At 76.0% G+C, this 14,492-nt stretch carries 16 protein-coding genes and 1 pseudogene; 12 read left to right on the top strand and 5 right to left on the bottom strand.

Translation table 11 applies throughout. The features are described 5' to 3' along the window. Nucleotides 1–144 precede the first annotated feature (144 nt). The 11 genes and pseudogenes from rpsP (at nucleotide 145) to ACFYWL_RS28070 (ending at nucleotide 7,199) form a co-directional block, all read left to right on the top strand. Nucleotides 145–597, top strand: a complete 453-nt coding sequence (gene rpsP, locus ACFYWL_RS28120) for a 30S ribosomal protein S16 (protein WP_386978716.1) — start codon at nucleotides 145–147, stop codon at nucleotides 595–597. 1 nt (nucleotide 598) lies between these two features. Then, nucleotides 599–832, top strand: a complete 234-nt coding sequence (locus tag ACFYWL_RS28115) for an RNA-binding protein (RefSeq protein WP_036374728.1) — start codon at nucleotides 599–601, stop codon at nucleotides 830–832. Next, entirely contained in the window at nucleotides 832–1,389 is a 558-nt protein-coding gene (rimM, locus tag ACFYWL_RS28110; protein ID WP_386978712.1) for a ribosome maturation factor RimM, read from the top strand. The genes ACFYWL_RS28115 and rimM overlap by 1 nt, the downstream gene beginning before the upstream one ends. A gap of 19 nt (nucleotides 1,390–1,408) precedes the next feature. Then, nucleotides 1,409–2,197, top strand: a complete 789-nt coding sequence (gene trmD / locus ACFYWL_RS28105; protein WP_386978709.1) for a tRNA (guanosine(37)-N1)-methyltransferase TrmD — start codon at nucleotides 1,409–1,411, stop codon at nucleotides 2,195–2,197. Between the two features lie 140 nt (nucleotides 2,198–2,337). After that, nucleotides 2,338–2,694: a 50S ribosomal protein L19 gene (gene rplS / locus ACFYWL_RS28100; protein ID WP_043962345.1), complete on the top strand. Its 357-nt coding sequence runs from the start codon at nucleotides 2,338–2,340 to the stop codon at nucleotides 2,692–2,694. 193 nt (nucleotides 2,695–2,887) lie between these two features. After that, nucleotides 2,888–3,759, top strand: a pseudogene (gene lepB / locus ACFYWL_RS28095) (signal peptidase I). 9 nt (nucleotides 3,760–3,768) lie between these two features. Beyond that, on the top strand, nucleotides 3,769–4,404 hold the full coding sequence (lepB, locus tag ACFYWL_RS28090) for a signal peptidase I (RefSeq protein WP_386978706.1): 636 nt from the start codon (nucleotides 3,769–3,771) through the stop codon (nucleotides 4,402–4,404). Nucleotides 4,405–4,474: 70 nt separating this feature from the next. After that, nucleotides 4,475–4,987: an NUDIX hydrolase gene (locus ACFYWL_RS28085; RefSeq protein ID WP_386978703.1), complete on the top strand. Its 513-nt coding sequence runs from the start codon at nucleotides 4,475–4,477 to the stop codon at nucleotides 4,985–4,987. Beyond that, entirely contained in the window at nucleotides 4,981–5,793 is an 813-nt protein-coding gene (locus tag ACFYWL_RS28080) for a ribonuclease HII (protein WP_386978700.1), read from the top strand. The genes ACFYWL_RS28085 and ACFYWL_RS28080 overlap by 7 nt, the downstream gene beginning before the upstream one ends. Next, complete coding sequence (locus ACFYWL_RS28075; RefSeq protein ID WP_007075222.1) at nucleotides 5,790–6,113, top strand: DUF2469 domain-containing protein; 324 nt, start codon at nucleotides 5,790–5,792, stop codon at nucleotides 6,111–6,113. Before ACFYWL_RS28080 ends, ACFYWL_RS28075 begins: the two co-directional genes overlap by 4 nt. Before the next feature lie 618 nt (nucleotides 6,114–6,731). Next, the gene (locus ACFYWL_RS28070; protein ID WP_386978782.1) at nucleotides 6,732–7,199 is read left to right on the top strand and encodes a murein hydrolase activator EnvC family protein; all 468 of its coding nucleotides are present in this window, start codon (nucleotides 6,732–6,734) and stop codon (nucleotides 7,197–7,199) included. A gap of 139 nt (nucleotides 7,200–7,338) precedes the next feature. Here ACFYWL_RS28070 and ACFYWL_RS28065 read toward each other — a convergent pair whose 3' ends face one another. The 5 genes from ACFYWL_RS28065 to ACFYWL_RS28045 form a co-directional block, all read right to left on the bottom strand. Continuing rightward, entirely contained in the window at nucleotides 7,339–8,520 is a 1,182-nt protein-coding gene (locus ACFYWL_RS28065; RefSeq protein WP_386978695.1) for an aminotransferase class V-fold PLP-dependent enzyme, read from the bottom strand. A 97-nt stretch (nucleotides 8,521–8,617) separates the two neighbouring features. After that, nucleotides 8,618–9,589, bottom strand: a complete 972-nt coding sequence (locus ACFYWL_RS28060) for a tyrosine recombinase XerC (RefSeq protein WP_386978779.1) — start codon at nucleotides 9,587–9,589, stop codon at nucleotides 8,618–8,620. 172 nt (nucleotides 9,590–9,761) lie between these two features. Further along, on the bottom strand, nucleotides 9,762–10,946 hold the full coding sequence (locus ACFYWL_RS28055; RefSeq protein WP_386978692.1) for a DNA-processing protein DprA: 1,185 nt from the start codon (nucleotides 10,944–10,946) through the stop codon (nucleotides 9,762–9,764). Continuing rightward, nucleotides 10,943–12,463 carry a YifB family Mg chelatase-like AAA ATPase gene (locus ACFYWL_RS28050; protein WP_386978689.1) on the bottom strand — a complete coding sequence of 507 codons (1,521 nt, stop codon included), beginning with the start codon at nucleotides 12,461–12,463 and terminating at the stop codon, nucleotides 10,943–10,945. The genes ACFYWL_RS28055 and ACFYWL_RS28050 overlap by 4 nt, the downstream gene beginning before the upstream one ends. Nucleotides 12,464–12,476: 13 nt before the next feature. After that, a complete protein-coding gene (locus ACFYWL_RS28045; protein WP_043962354.1) occupies nucleotides 12,477–12,836 on the bottom strand; it encodes a YraN family protein in 360 nt (119 codons plus the stop codon). A 208-nt stretch (nucleotides 12,837–13,044) separates the two neighbouring features. On the opposite strand from ACFYWL_RS28045, the gene ACFYWL_RS28040 reads away from it, so the two are divergent. Further along, nucleotides 13,045–14,370, top strand: a complete 1,326-nt coding sequence (locus ACFYWL_RS28040) for a hypothetical protein (protein WP_386978685.1) — start codon at nucleotides 13,045–13,047, stop codon at nucleotides 14,368–14,370. The last annotated feature ends 122 nt before the right edge of the window (nucleotides 14,371–14,492 follow it).

Below are 14,492 nucleotides of genomic sequence, written 5' to 3'. Positions count from 1 at the left end.
TCCGGCGCGCGTCCGGCGCCCTCTACCCCGGGCGCGTCGCCAGTCCACCGAGCAGTCTCCGGCCCAACCCCACTGTGCCGGTCGGCGCTCACCCGTGCACCGCCCGGACCGGGCCGGTGAGATCGCAACAGGAGCGAAACAACTGTGGCCGTAAAGATCCGGCTCCTGCGGATGGGCAAGATCCGCAACCCGCAGTACCGCATCGTCGTCGCCGACTCGCGCTCCAAGCGTGACGGTCGCGCGATCGAGTTCGTCGGTGTGTACCAGCCGAAGGAGGACCCTTCGGTGATCGAGGTCAAGTCGGAGCGGGTCCAGTACTGGCTGTCCGTCGGCGCGCAGCCGAGCGACGCGGTGCAGCGCCTGCTGGAGCTGACCGGTGACTGGCAGAAGTTCAAGGGCCTGCCGGCCCCGCCGCCGCTGAAGGTCGCCGCCGAGCGCGCCGACCGCAAGGCGGCGTACGAGGCCGAGGCGAAGGCCGCCGCCGGCCTGGCCGACGCCCCGGCGAAGCCGGCCAAGAAGGCCGCCAAGGCCGAGGCCCCGGCCGCCGAGCAGGCGCCGAAGGCCGAGGAGCAGCCCGCCGCCGGCGAGCAGGCCTGACATGGCACTGCGTCCGGCGCTTGAGCACCTGGTCAAGGGCATCGTCGACCACCCGGACGACGTCCGGGTCCGGCTGGTCGACAACCGTCGGGGCAAGCGGCTGGAAGTCCGCGTGCACCCGGAGGACCTCGGCACGGTGATCGGGCGGTCCGGCCGGACCGCCAAGGCGCTGCGCCAGGTGATCGGCTCCATCGGTGGGCGCGGCGTGCGCGTCGACATCGTCGACTCGTACTGATGCGGCTCATCGTCGGCCGGATCGGCAAGCCGCACGGCATCCGCGGTGAGGTCACCGTCGAGGTGCGCACCGACGAGCCCGAGGCACGCTTCGCGCCCGGCTCGGTACTCGCTACCGAGCCGGGCGCGGTGCCGCCGGCCAACCCCGCCCCCGGCCCGGGCGTGCCCTTCCGCGTCCCGGCCGAGCTGACCGTGGAGTCCGCCCGCTGGCACCAGGGGCGGCTGCTCGTCGCCTTCGAGGGCGTCGGAGAGCGCGACGTCGCCGAGGCGCTGCGCGGCACCCTGCTGGGGGTGGACAGCGCCGACGTCGCCCCGCCGGAGGATCCGGAGGAGTTCCACGACCACCAGCTCGTCGGGCTGGCGGCCGTCACCCCGGCCGGCGAGCACCTCGGCGAGGTGGTCAAGATCGACCACGCGCCCGCGTCCGACCTGCTGGTGCTGCGCCGCCCCGAGGGGCGCACCGCGCTGATCCCGTTCGTCAGGGCGATCGTGCCCGAGGTCGACCTCGCCGGCGGTCGCGTCGTCGTCGACCCGCCCGGCGGCCTGCTCGACCTCTAGGCCCCTGGAGCACCCGCGCATGCGCGTCGACGTCGTGTCAATCTTCCCCGAGTACCTCGCCCCGCTCGACCTGTCGCTGATCGGCAGGGCCCGGGCCGCCGGCACGCTGCGGCTGGCCGTACACGACCTGCGGAGCTGGACCCACGACGTGCACCGCACGGTCGACGACACGCCCTACGGGGGCGGGCCCGGCATGGTGATGCGGCCCGAGCCGTGGGGCGAGGCGCTCGACGCCCTCGCACCGGCCGAGCTGGCCCCCGACGGCGTCACCCTGCCCCGGCTGCTGGTGCCGTCGCCGGCCGGGCAGCCGTTCACCCAGGCCATGGCGCACGAGCTGGCCGCCGAGTCGCACCTGCTCTTCGCCTGCGGCCGGTACGAGGGCATCGACCAGCGGGTGCTCGACCACGCCGCGACCCGGATGCGGGTGACCGAGGTCTCCCTCGGCGACTACGTGCTCTTCGGCGGCGAGGTGGCCGTGCTGGTGATCCTGGAGGCCGTGACCCGGCTGCTGCCCGGGGTGCTCGGCAACGCCGGCTCGCTGGACGAGGAGTCGCACGCCCACGGGCTGCTGGAGGCGCCGATGTACACCAAGCCGGCGACCTGGCGCGGCCACGAGGTGCCGGAGGTGCTGCGCTCCGGCGACCACGGCCGGATCGCCCGCTGGCGGCGCGACGAGGCGCTGACGCGCACCGCCGCCCGCCGGCCCGACCTGCTCGCCGCGCTCGACCCGGCCAGCCTGGACAAGCGGGACCGGGCGGCCCTGGACCGGGCCGGATTTCCGCTGCCGGCGGGAGATGTGGCAAAGTAGGGAGGTTGCCGTGACCGCCCGCGCCGCGGGCGGCTGCGAGGATCCTCGACCGGGGCCGCCCGCGGTCGCCACCCGGGGATCAGAATCACCCATCCGCGCACCGACTGACGGTGCGCCGTGAGCCTCACGAGGACGCAGCGATGAACATCCTGGACGCCCTTGACGCCCAGTCGAAGCGGGTCGACATCCCCCAGTTCCGCGCCGGTGACACCGTCAAGGTGCACGCGCGGGTCGTCGAGGGCAGCCGGTCCCGGGTCCAGATCTTCCAGGGCGTCGTCATCCGCCGCCAGGGTGACGGCCTGCGCGAGACCTTCTCGGTCCGCAAGATGAGCTTCGGCGTGGGTGTCGAGCGCACCTACCCGGTGAACAGCCCGGCGATCGACCGGATCGAGATCGTGACCCGTGGCGCCGTGCGCCGCGCCAAGCTCTACTACCTGCGCGAGCTGCGGGGCAAGAAGGCCAAGATCAAGGAGCGCCGCGAGAAGCAGCCGAGCTGACTTCCCGCTCGCCACGCCGCCTGAGCTGCGCGGATGTCGTACGGGCCCGCCCCGGTTACGCTGGTCGCACGGGCGCAGGCGGGCATCGATGCGTCGCGGCGTCAGCCGTGGTCGCGGATCGTCCCACTACCGCCCGTGGGGCCTCGTCGAGGCTCCCGGGCGGTAGTGGCGTTTCTGCGAACCGGGGAGTGGCATGGCGCGCACGCTTGACGAGGGCGACACGGTCGATCCGTGGCGTCGGCGGGAACGACGTTCCCGCCGGCAGATGCCGCTGTGGCAGGAGCTGCCGCTGCTGTTGATCGTCGCCTTCTGCCTGGCGGTGCTGATCCGCACCTTCCTGCTCCAGGCGTTCTTCATCCCCTCCGGCTCCATGGAGGACACGCTGCTCGTCAACGACCGGGTGCTGGTCAACAAGGTCGTCTACGACGTCCGCGACCCGCAACGCGGCGAGGTGGTGGTCTTCCGGGGCACCGACAAGTGGGTCGCCCAGGAGGTCCAGGAGCCCGAGCCCGGTATCGTCGGCAAGGTCGGCCGCACCGTCGGCGACCTGGTCGGGGTGAGCCGCCCCGGCGAGAAGGACTTCATCAAGCGGGTGATCGGCCTGCCCGGGGACCGGGTCCGCTGCTGCGACGCCCAGGGCCGGGTCACCGTCAACGACATCCCGCTCGACGAGCCGTACGTGATTCGGGACTCGCCGCTGGACCTGCCGCCCAACCCCGGCGAGTGCCGGTCGCGGCGCTTCGACGAGGTGGTCGTCCCGCCCGGCCAGATCTTCGTCATGGGCGACCACCGGCTCGTCTCCCAGGACGCCCGCTGCCAGGGCCCGGTGCCGATCGACAACGTCGTCGGCCGGGCGTTCGCGGTGGTCTGGCCGTCGTCGCGGTGGGCGTCGCTGCCGGTGCCGGAGACCTTCGCCACGGTCACCGGGCCCACCCCGGCGGCCGGGCAGCCCCTGGCCCCGGTGCGGCCCAGCGGCACGGGCGGTGTGCTGCTGCTCCTCCCGGTCCCGGCCGCGCTGTCCGTTCTCGCGCGTTCCGGGCGGCCGGTCCGCCCGCGGCGACGTAGGCTCCACCCGTGATTGACGAGCAGACCGACAAGAAGAGCGGCTCCTTCTGGAAGGAGCTGCCCATCCTCCTGGGCGTGGCGATCCTGGTAGCGGTGCTGGTGCGGGCCTTCGTGCTCCAGACCTTCTACATCCCGTCGCCGTCCATGGAGAACACCCTCCAGATCAACGATCGGGTGCTGGTCAACAAGCTGGTCTACGACTTCCGATCACCGCACCGGGGCGAGGTCGTGGTGTTCAAGGCGCCCACCGAGTGGAGCGGAAACCCCGACGGCGAGGACTTCATCAAGCGGGTCATCGGCGTCGGCGGCGACCACGTCGTCTGCTGCGACCCGCAGGAACGGATCATGATCAACGGCAAGCCGATCGACGAGCCGTACATCTACTCCGCCAACGGCCAGCAGGACAAGGCGGCCGACCAGGAGTTCGACATCACCGTGCCGCAGGGGCGGCTGTGGGTGATGGGCGACCACCGTTCGGCGTCCGGCGACTCGCTGGAGCACTGGCAGCAGTCGGGCCAGAACATCGACAGCGCCACCATCCCCGAAGACCAGGTGGTCGGGCGGGCGTTCACCGTCTTCTGGCCGGTCGACCGGGCCACGTGGCTCACCGTGCCGAAGTCGTTCGACGGCGTGCCGAACCCCTGACGCGCCCCCGCGACCCCAACGGCCCCGGGTGGGCATGGGCGTCGAGGGCCGCGTCTGGCAGGCTGGGACGGTGACGGTCTACACCCCCCGACGCGCGGCGCGCGTGCTGCTCGTCGACGCCGCCGGCCGGGTGCTGCTCCTCGCCGGGCACGACCCGGCGCGGCCCGAGCACCGATACTGGCTGACCCCCGGCGGCGGGCTGGAGCCGGGCGAGTCCCCGGCGGCCGGCGCGGCCCGGGAGCTGGCCGAGGAGACGGGCCTGCGGCTGACCCCGGCCGAGCTGGGCGAGCCCGTGGAGCAGGAGCGGATCCGGTTCCCGTTCGGCGGCGTCCACTACGAGCAGGAGCAGCAGTTCTTCCTGGTCCGGGTCCCCGGGTGGGAGGTCGACACGGCGGGCTTCGACGCCGTCGAGCGGGCCAGCATCACCGGGCACCGGTGGTGGCCGCCCGACGAGCTGGCGACCTCCGCCGAGCGCTACTACCCGGCCGACCTGCCGGCGCTGCTGCGCCGGGCGCTCGCCGCGCGCCCCGAGGTGTCCGGCCCCCCGGCCGCCGGGTCCACCGCCGGGGGCACGCCGTGCTGACCCCACCGCGCACCGTCGTGCGCCGCGAGGCCGGGCTGTACGCGCTGGAGCGCGCCCTGCAACGCCGGGGCTTCCGGCACGTGGCCGGCGCCGACGAGGCCGGGCGGGGCGCCTGCGCCGGCCCGCTCGTGGCCGCCGCGGCGGTGCTGCCCGAGGGGCGGCGCGGCGAGATCGACGGGCTGGCCGACTCGAAGCTGCTCACCCCGGCCAGTCGGGAGCGCGTCTACGACCAGGTGGTCGCCCGCGCCCTCGCGTACGCGGTGGTGGTGATCCCGGCCGACGAGGTCGACGCCCGGGGCCTGCACGTGTGCAACCTCGCCGCGATGCGCCGGGCCCTCGCCTCGCTGGCCACCCGCCCCGACTACGTGCTGACCGACGGCTTCGGCGTCGACGGCCTGGACGTGCCGGGGCTGGCGGTGTGGAAGGGCGACCGGGTGGCAGCCTGCGTCGCGGCGGCCAGCGTGCTCGCCAAGGTCACCCGGGACCGGATCATGGTCGAGCTGGACGGGTCGTTCCCCGGCTACGGCTTCGCCGAGCACAAGGGCTACGTCACCGCCGAGCACACGGCGGCCCTGCGGGAGCGCGGCCCCTGCCCGGAACACAGGTTCTCGTACGTCAATGTGGCCGCCGTCTCCGGACTGGACGGGCGGCCACCCAGATCGCGCCGACCGGTGGGTGCGCGGCCGGTCGAGCCGATGGAGCGTTTCGAGGCGGCAAAGGGTACCGTCGGCGTGGCGTTGGGCGAGCAGCCCCGACCTCCCGCGCCGGTGGGGGAGGATGTGGTCATGGAAGGCGGAGTGCGATGAGCGCGGAAGATCTCGAGAAGTACGAGACCGAGATGGAGCTCCAGCTCTACCGGGAGTACCGCGACATCGTCCGCCAGTTCTCGTACGTGGTGGAGACGGAGCGCCGCTTCTACCTGGCCAACCAGGTGGACCTGCACGTGCGCAACTCCGACGGCGAGGTCTACTTCGAGGTCGAGATGCACGACGCCTGGGTGTGGGACATGTACCGTCCGGCCCGGTTCGTCAAGAATGTCCGGGTGATGACGTTCAAGGACGTCAACGTCGAGGAGCTGGAGAAGCCCGACATCTCCCTGCCGGCCGACTCCGGCTTCGGCGGCTGACAGCCCCCACCGCCCCCCCGTCCCACCGCCCGTCCGACGCCGGGCTCGCCGGCACGTGTCCTCCCGGCTGCGCCAGCCACTCGAAGCGCCACCGTCGCCACGCCCCACCGCCCGCCCGCCCGCCGGCGGAGTCCACCACCGCCGGCACCCACCTCGCCCCGCCGGCGGTGGCACCCACCGATGCCGCCCGGAGGCGGCCCGCGCCCACCGGACATAGCAGATCATCGGGCCCGGCGGGGGTTGTCCACAACGACGCCGGCTGTCCACAGGCGAGCCGGTGTGCGGTGGCGGGCGCCCCGGGGAGTCCGGCACGCTGCCGGCATGCGGACGAGGCACGAGCCGGGCGGTCCCGGCCTGGTCAGGAACGCCGGCGACACCGGTACGGGTGGCCCCGGTGGGGGCGGCGTCGCGGACCGGATCGGGGATCCGCCGGTCCTGCGCCGGTCGCGGTCGGCGGCGGTGGTCGGGGCCGTCCTCTGCGGCTTCCTCCTCGCGGCCACCTCCGCCTCCGGCACTTCCGCCTCCGGCCCAGCCGCTTCCGGCCCAGCCGCTTCCGGTCCGGTCGCTTCCGGTCCGGCCGCTTCCGGCCCAGCCGGCTCCGGCGCAGCCGCTTCTGGCCTGGTCGCTTCCGGCTCGGTCGTTCCTGGCCCGGTCGGTTCCGGCTCCGGTGCCGGATCCCCTGCCTTCAGGTGGCCGCTCGACGGGGCACCGCGACTCACCCGCCGCTTCGAGCCGCCGCCGCAGCCATGGCTGCCCGGGCACCGGGGCGTCGACCTGAGCGCCGAGCCCGGGGCCGCGGTCCGCGCCGCCGGGCCCGGGGTGGTGCTCTTCGCCGGGCAGGTCGCCGGCCGTCCGGTGATCACCGTCGGGCACAGCGCCGGGCTGCGGACCACCTACGAGCCGGTGGCACCCGACGTGCGGGCCGGCGACCGGGTGGCGGTGGGGGCGCCGCTGGGCCGGCTGCACCCCGGGCACGTGGGCTGCCCGGACCGGGCCTGCCTGCACTGGGGCCTGCGCCGGGGCGAGGAATACCTGGACCCGACGGCCCTGCTCGGCCTCGGCCCCGTCCGGCTGCTGCCGCTCTGACCGTCGCACCGGCCCGGGGCGCTCGGCTGCCCGGGCGCGCTCGCCTGTCGGCGTCATGGCGGCGACATGGCGGTATCCCGGCCTCACGATGCCCCCATGTCGCTGGCACGGCGGGGCAGGGGGCAGCCCGGGCAGGTCGTCAGCGCTGGGCGAGCAGCGCCGGCAGGCGCGCGGCGAGGCGCTCGTACTCGTGCGGCGCGTTGTAGACCTGGCCGCACAGCCGCAGCCAGCCGCGCCCGTCCCAGGACATCACCGCCACCTCGGCCGACAGCTCGTCGGCGATCCGGTTGCGCAGCGCACGGGCGGCGTCGATCGTGGTGGCCAGCCCGGCCGGCAGCGGGACGAGCCGCATGGCCACCGTCGGCCCGCCGGGCTCCGGCAGGTCGGCCGGCGTCACCCCCAGCGCGTCCCCCAGCACCCGCTGCCCGTACGCGGCCAGCGCGGCGTTGTGCGCGCGTACCCGTTCGACGCCGAGGCTGCGCAGGGTCCAGACCCCGGCGGGCGCGGCGAGCCACGACGTGTAGTCCAGGGTCGCCTGCCACTCGACGTTGCCGGGGAAGCCGGCATCCTGCTCCCAGGAGACCACCAGCGGCTCCATCCGCTTTCGCCACGTCGGCGTCACCACCAGCGCGGCGGTGCCGCGCGGGGCGTACCCCCACTTGTGCAGGTTGCCCACCCAGAAGTCCGCGCCGATGCTCGCGACGGGGGTCGCCAGCATGCCCGGCGCGTGAGCGGCGTCGACGAGCACCGGCACCCCGTGTGCGTGCGCCGCCGCGACGATCGCCGCGACCGGGAACAGGCGGGCGGTGGCGGAGGTGACCTGGTCGACGACGAGCAGCCTGGTGCGGCCGGGGCGCAGCCCGGCGCGGATGATCTCGACGACCTGCTCGTCGGTCGCGGCCAACGGCACCGGCAGGATCCGCCGGGTCGCCCCGGTGCGCCGGCACTCCCGGTCGACGGAGAAGCCGACCGCGCCGTAGCCGTGGTCGGTGGTGAGCACCTCGTCGCCGGGGCGCAGGCCCAGCGACTGGAGCACCACGGCGACGCCGGTCGTGGCGTTGCCGACCAGGGCGGTGCCCTCCGCGTCGGCGCCGAGGAAGGCGGCCAGGTGCCGGCGGGTGTGGGCGATCCGGTCCACCAGGCTGAGCCCGAAGAAGCGCAGCGGGTTCGCCTCCATCTCGTCGCGCAGCCGCTGCTGCACGCGCTGCACGTTGACCGGCACCGCGCCGAACGAACCGTGGTTGAGGTGGCTCACGGCCGGGTCGAGCGAGAAGAGCAACCGGGCGCCGGGGATGGGTTCGGGCGGCTGCGGCGCGCTCATCTGATGATCGTAGCCCGGCAGGGTGGGCCGCGCCCTCCGACGAGGACGGGACCGCGACGGGGCCGGCCCTCGTCGCCGGGGGGCGTGACCGGCCGGCTCAGGCGCGCGGGTGGGCCTGCCGGTACGCGGCCCGCAGCCGCTCGACCGACACGTGGGTGTAGATCTGCGTGCTGCCCAGCGACGAGTGCCCCAGCAGCTCCTGCACCGCCCGCAAATCCGCGCCGCCCTCCAGCAGGTGGGTGGCGGCCGAGTGGCGCAGGCCGTGCGGGGTGGTCCGGGGCAGGCCGGCGGCCTCGGCGTACCCGGCGACGACCCGCCGCGCCGCCGTCGGGTGCAGCCGCCCGCCCCGCGCCCCGAGCAGCAGGGCGTCCCCGGAACCGGGGCCCGCCAGGGCGGGCCGCCCGACCCGCAGCCACTCGTCGAGGGCGCGTTGCGCCGGCACCCCGTACGGCACGGACCGCTCCCGGGAGCCCTTGCCGAGCACCCGCACCACGCGGCGGCCGTGGTCCACGTCGGCGGTGTCCAGGCCGCACGCCTCGCTGATCCGTACGCCGGTGGCGTAGAGCAGTTCGAGCAGGACCCGGTCCCGCAGCAGCACCGCGTGCGCCCCCTGCCCGCTGCCGACGGGCGCGGTCGGGCAGATCCTGGAAGGACGAGGCCCCTCCGGGGGCGCTCCGCTTCGAGCATCCTCCACGAGGGCCGGGGCCTGCATCAGGGTGGCCGCCTGGTCGGCGCGGAGCACGGTCGGCAGCTCCCGGTGGGCGCGGGGGCTCGCCAGCGGCGCGGCCACGTCGGTGGGCAGCAGCCCGGCGCGGTGCGCCCACGCGCTGAAGGCGCGCGCCGCGGCGGCCCGCCGCGCCATCGTGGTGCGGGCCGCCCCGGTCGTGCGCTGTCTCGCCAGCCAGCTACGCACCACGCCCAGGTCGAGGTCGGCCACCTCGGCGCAGCCCATCCGCGCGGCGTGGTCGAGCAGGAAGACCAGGTCGCCGACGTACGCGCGGACCGTGTGCGCCGAGCGGTTGCGCACCCGGGCCAGGTGGTCGGCGAAGGCGTCGACCGCCTCCCGCATCGGTGCCGGCAGGGCCGCGTGGGTCGCCCGGCTGTCGGGGCCGGCGCGGCTCACCGGGGGCCGCCCCGCGCGCCCGCGGCCCGCCGCCGCCCCCGTCCGTCGCCTCGCACCGGCTCAGCTTACGAGCGCCCGGCGAGCCCGGCCCGACACCGGCGTCGGGACACCGCACCCGTCACGTCGCCGGAGTAGGGGCGGGGCCGGTGGCCAGCGCGTACCCGTCGTCGCGCCGGCGCACCAGGCCCAGCTCCTCCAGCAGGGAGAGCTTGCGCAGGGCGGTCCGGACGTCCACCCCGGCGCGGGCGGCCAACCGGTCGACGCCGACCGCTCCCCGGCGGGGCATCGACTCCAGCACCTGCGTCGCCTCGTCGTCGAGCAGGTCCCGGGGCCGCTGCGGGGCGCGCGCGGGCGGGGCGAGGTCGGCCCCGATGCGGCCGACCTCCTCCAGCACGTGCGCCACGCCGGTGACCAGCCGGGCCGACGGGTGCTCGCGCAGCAGCTCGTGGGTGCCGACCGACATGGCGGAGGTGACCGGCCCCGGCACCACCATGGCGCGCCGGCCGGCCGCGAGGGCCCGGTTGACGGTCTGCGTCGCGCCGCTGCGGGCCGACGCCTCCACCAGCACCGTGCCCCGGGTCGCCGCCGCGATCACCCGGTTGCGGATGAGGAACCGGGGACGCAACGGCTCCGCCCCGGGCAGCCACTCGCTCACCAGCAACCCGGTCTCGCCGATGCGGTCGAACAGCGCGGCGTTGCCCATCGGGTACGGCCGGTCGATCCCGCAGGCGAGCACCGCCACCGTCAGCCCGCCCGCGTTGAGCGCGCCCCGGTGCGCCGCCGCGTCGATGCCGAACGCGCCGCCGGAGACCACCGTCCAGTCCCGGTCGGCCAGCCCGTAGCCCAGCTCGGTGGCGACGTGCACCCCGTACGGGGTGGCCGCCCGCGCGCCCACCACCGAGACCGCCCGGTCCAGCGCGTCGCCGAGCGGCCACGCGCCGCGTACCCAGAAGCAGAGCGGGGGCGCGGTCTCGACGTCCACCCGGCGGGTGGCGCTGGGCAGGGCCAACCGGCGCAGGTGCTCCACGGTGGCGGGCCACTCCCCGTCGGCAGGGGTGACGAGCCGGGCGCCCAGCCGTTCCGCGCGGGCCAGGGCGTCGGCCGCCACGGCCCGGGCGTCCCCGTCCCGGCAGCGGGCGGCCACGGCGGCGCGCAGCCGGTCGTCCGGCGCGTCGCCGCGCAGCAGCAGCTCCAGCGCGCCGGCCGCGCCGAGCTCGTCGACCAGCCGGTGCACCGAGCGGGTGCCGGGCTCGGCCAACCAGGTCAACGCCACCCGGGACTGCCGATCCTCGTCGCCGCTCATGCCCCGTCCCCCAGCCTCAGTTGCAGCGCCTCCCGGACGTCGTCGGCGTGCGGGCGGTCCCGCCCGTCGAGGTCGGCGATCGTCCACGCCATGCGGACGACCCGGTCGAACCCGCGCGCCGACAGCGACCCGGAGTCGAGCCGCCCGCGCAGCTCCCGGGTGTCCCGCTCGGGCAGCCGCCACGGCGGCCGGCGTAGCCAGGGGCCGGGCACCTCCGCGTTGACCCGCCAGCCGCTGCCCGCCCAGCGGTCCGCCGCGGCCCGGCGGGCGGCCGCCACCCGGGCCGCGACCGTCGTCGACGACTCGCCGGTGACCCCCGCCTCCATCAGCTCCGCCGCCCGCAGCGGCGGAAGGGTCACCTGCACGTCGATGCGGTCCAGCAGCGGCCCGGAGAGCCGGCCGAGGTAGCGGCGGCGGACCAGCGGCGCGCACTCGCAGTACGCGTCGCCGGCCGGCCGCGCGCAGGGGCACGGGTTGGCGGCGAGCACGAGCTGCGTCCGGGCCGGGTATTCCGTGCCGCCCCGGCTGCGGGCGAGCTGCACCCGGCCGTGCTCCAGCGGCTGCCGCAGCGCCTCTAGGGCCCCCTTGCCGAACTCCGGCGCCTCGTCGAGGAACAGCACCCCGCGGTGGGCGAGCGACACGGCGCCGGGGCGGGCCAGCCCGGACCCGCCGCCGACCAGCGAGGCCACCGTGGCGGTGTGATGCGGGGCCTGGAACGGCGGGCGGCGCAGCAGGCGACCGCCGGCCGGCAGCAGCCCGGCGATCGAGTGCAGCGCGGTGACCTCCAGCGCCGCGTCGTCGTCCAGCTCGGGCAGGATCGACGGCAGGCGCTCGGCGAGCATGGTCTTGCCCGCCCCGGGCGGCCCGAACAGCGCGAGGTGGTGCCCGCCGGCCGCGGCCACCTCCAGGGCCCGCCGGCCCAGCGCCTGCCCGGCCACCTCCGACAGGTCCGGCCCGTCCGGCCCGTCCGCCGGGGCGGGGCCGGGCGGCTCGATCAGCGGCGTGCCGTCCCGGACGAAACCGACCATCCGGTGCAGCGTGTCCACGGCGCGGACCCGGACGCCCGGGATGACCGCCGCCTCGGCGGCGTTGCCCACCGGGACGACCACCCGGTGCAGCCCGGCCCGCGCGGCGGCGGCCACCATCGGCAGCACCCCGCGCACCGGCCGGACCGTGCCGTCGAGCCCCAACTCCCCGAGGACCACCACCCGTTCCAGCGGCAGCAGCGGCAGCTCGCCGGAGCCGCCGAGCAACGCCACCGCGATGGCCAGGTCGAAGGCCGAACCGAACTTCGGCAGCGTGGCCGGCAACAGGTTGAGGGTGATCCGCCGGTTGGGCCAGCGTTGGCCGGAGTTGACGATCGCGGCGCGGACCCGGTCGCGGGCCTCGTGCAGGGCGGTGTCCGGCAGCCCGGAGATCGCCACGGCCGGCAGCCCCGGCGCGAGGTCGGCCTCCACCTCCACCACGTGCCCGGTCACCCCGACCAGGCCGACGCAGAGCACCTTCGCGTAGCTCACGCCCGGCCGCCCATCAGAACGCGCCCTTGAGGTGCTCGACCCGGGCCGCACCGGCGTCGGGCAGCTCGACGGAGAGGACGTCGAAGCGCACCTCGCCGGCCGTGGTGCCGGTCTCGGCGAGCCAGCGCGCCGCCAGCCCCCGCAGCCGCCGTGCCTTCGCCGGCACGACCGCCTCGGCCGGCGTCCCGTAGTGGGTGGTGCGCCGGGTCTTCACCTCGCAGAAGGCGAGCACGGGGCCGTCCCAGGCGATGATGTCGATCTCGCCGGCGGGGCAGCGCCAGTTGCGGGCGACCGGGCGCAGCCCGGCCCCGATCAGGTGCCGGACGGCGCATCGTTCCCCGTACGCGCCGACGGCCTGGTTCCGCTTCGTCATGGGCCGCACCATGCCGAACCGCCGTCGCCTGCGCCGTACGCCTGTGGATGACGGAGGCGGTTGTGGACGAACGGACGATCATGCCCTTGCTGTGCTATGTGCGGACGGCCGGCCGACGCCCGTTTCGGCGTACTCCTGCGGTTCTCGTCGCCGGCGCGCCGTCCGTCCGGATGGCGCGGGGGTGCGCCTGTCACATACGGTGCCGATCGTGAACGCACGACGGAGCTTTCCCGAAGATCAGGAGTCGCGTTGGTACCCCGGCGAGCGCGGGTACGACGAGTCGGACTGGCGTCCGGCGGGCGAAGACCGCTATCGAGCGGACGAGTTCCGCGTCCCTGACCAGCGCGGCGACACCGGCGAGCGGCGTTACGACGAGCTGACCGACCCACCGGTGGGCCGGTACGGCGAGACCGGGCGGCACGGCGCGGACGACGCGTTCGGGACCGGCGACCCCGATACGGACAGTTACCGTCCCGCGCGGTCCCGCCGGGCCGACACGGGTTCGTTCGGGGTGTCGCTGGACGAACTCGCCGCCGAGCGGGAGGCGCGCCGGGCGGCGCGGGCCGCCGACCCGGCCCCGTCCGCCGACGCGGCGCTGCCGGCCGGTCAGCACTCCGTCGCGTTCCCGCTGCCGCCCGCCCGGCGGGCGGTCGAGTTCCCGCTGACCATCGGGCAGCGCCCCGCGCCGCCCTCCGCCCCGGCGCACGAGGACCGAGCCCTGTCAGCCCCGCCCCACGAGGACCGAGCCCTGTCCGGTCCGGCGCGGGAGGGCGCCCTGCTGTCCGGTCCGCCGCGCGAGGCGGGTCCCCGGGACGCCCCGCTCGATGCGGACCCGCTCGGCGTCGACCCGGCGGGGCGCGGGCCGGAGCCGTCACGCCCCGCGCCGCTCGGCGGATACCCGATCATCGAGCCCGGTCGCCCCGGCGAGTCGGGTCGTCCGGGCGAACCCGGCCGTTCCGGCGAGTCGAGCCGCCACGCCGAGCCCGGCCGCCCGGACGAGCCGGCGGACCGGGGCGTGGGGGAGTGGGGCCCGGTCGACCGGGGCGCGGGCGTCGCCACCGGGGAGCTGGCGCGCGCCGCCGATCCGGGTCGCCCCGCCGAGCCGCATCCGCTGGACCTGCCGACCGGGCCCATGCCCCCGGTGACGCCCCGTCCGGACCTGCCGCCGCCCGGCCTGGACCAGGCGTACGCCCCGGACGGGCTGCGCCGTCCGGGGCCGGCGCCCTCCGACGGCGTCTACCGCACCCGCCGCCCGGCGCTCGCCGTGCTGATCGCGGTGCTGGTGGCGGCCTTCGAGGTCCCGGCCCTGCGGGTGCTGCTCCACGGCGTGCTCGGCGACCCGCTGTCGGCGGCCGACGTCGTGGTGGGCATCTTCCTGGTCGGCGGGCTGCCGATCTTCGGCATCGGGCTCTACGGGCTGCGCACGGGCGGTCTCGCGCTCGCCGAGGGCGGCCGGGGCTGGCTCCGCCCGCCGACGGCGTACCTGACGGTGGGTCTGGTGCTGTTCCTCGCCGCCGCGCTCGCCGCCCGCTGACCGGCGGGCCGGGCAGGGGCGTACACTGGGCGCTTGGCGACCGCCTCGCGCGGTCGACCTCGCGCGCCCTCCCCACGTCCCGTGGGGCGGCGGCCTCCCTGGTCCCGATCCTCGTCGGGCCC

This window comes from Micromonospora sp. NPDC002575 (assembly GCF_042889525.1).
Classification (GTDB): domain Bacteria; phylum Actinomycetota; class Actinomycetes; order Mycobacteriales; family Micromonosporaceae; genus Micromonospora; species Micromonospora carbonacea.
Note: the sequence above shows the minus strand (reverse complement) of the source record. Positions and strands in the feature narration are given on the sequence as shown.

Excerpts from the sequence above, each read along its gene's own strand:
- ACFYWL_RS28115 (WP_036374728.1), top strand. The coding sequence starts at position 599 with ATGGCACTGCGTCCGGCGCTTGAGCACCTGGTCAAGGGCATCGTCGAC.
- ACFYWL_RS28075 (WP_007075222.1), top strand. The coding sequence starts at position 5,790 with ATGAGCGCGGAAGATCTCGAGAAGTACGAGACCGAGATGGAGCTCCAG.
- rplS (WP_043962345.1), top strand. The coding sequence starts at position 2,338 with ATGAACATCCTGGACGCCCTTGACGCCCAGTCGAAGCGGGTCGACATC.
- trmD (WP_386978709.1), top strand. The coding sequence starts at position 1,409 with ATGCGCGTCGACGTCGTGTCAATCTTCCCCGAGTACCTCGCCCCGCTC.
- ACFYWL_RS28060 (WP_386978779.1), bottom strand. The coding sequence starts at position 9,589 with ATGCGGGAGGCGGTCGACGCCTTCGCCGACCACCTGGCCCGGGTGCGC.
- rimM (WP_386978712.1), top strand. The coding sequence starts at position 832 with ATGCGGCTCATCGTCGGCCGGATCGGCAAGCCGCACGGCATCCGCGGT.
- ACFYWL_RS28055 (WP_386978692.1), bottom strand. The coding sequence starts at position 10,946 with ATGAGCGGCGACGAGGATCGGCAGTCCCGGGTGGCGTTGACCTGGTTG.
- ACFYWL_RS28065 (WP_386978695.1), bottom strand. The coding sequence starts at position 8,520 with ATGAGCGCGCCGCAGCCGCCCGAACCCATCCCCGGCGCCCGGTTGCTC.
- ACFYWL_RS28045 (WP_043962354.1), bottom strand. The coding sequence starts at position 12,836 with ATGACGAAGCGGAACCAGGCCGTCGGCGCGTACGGGGAACGATGCGCC.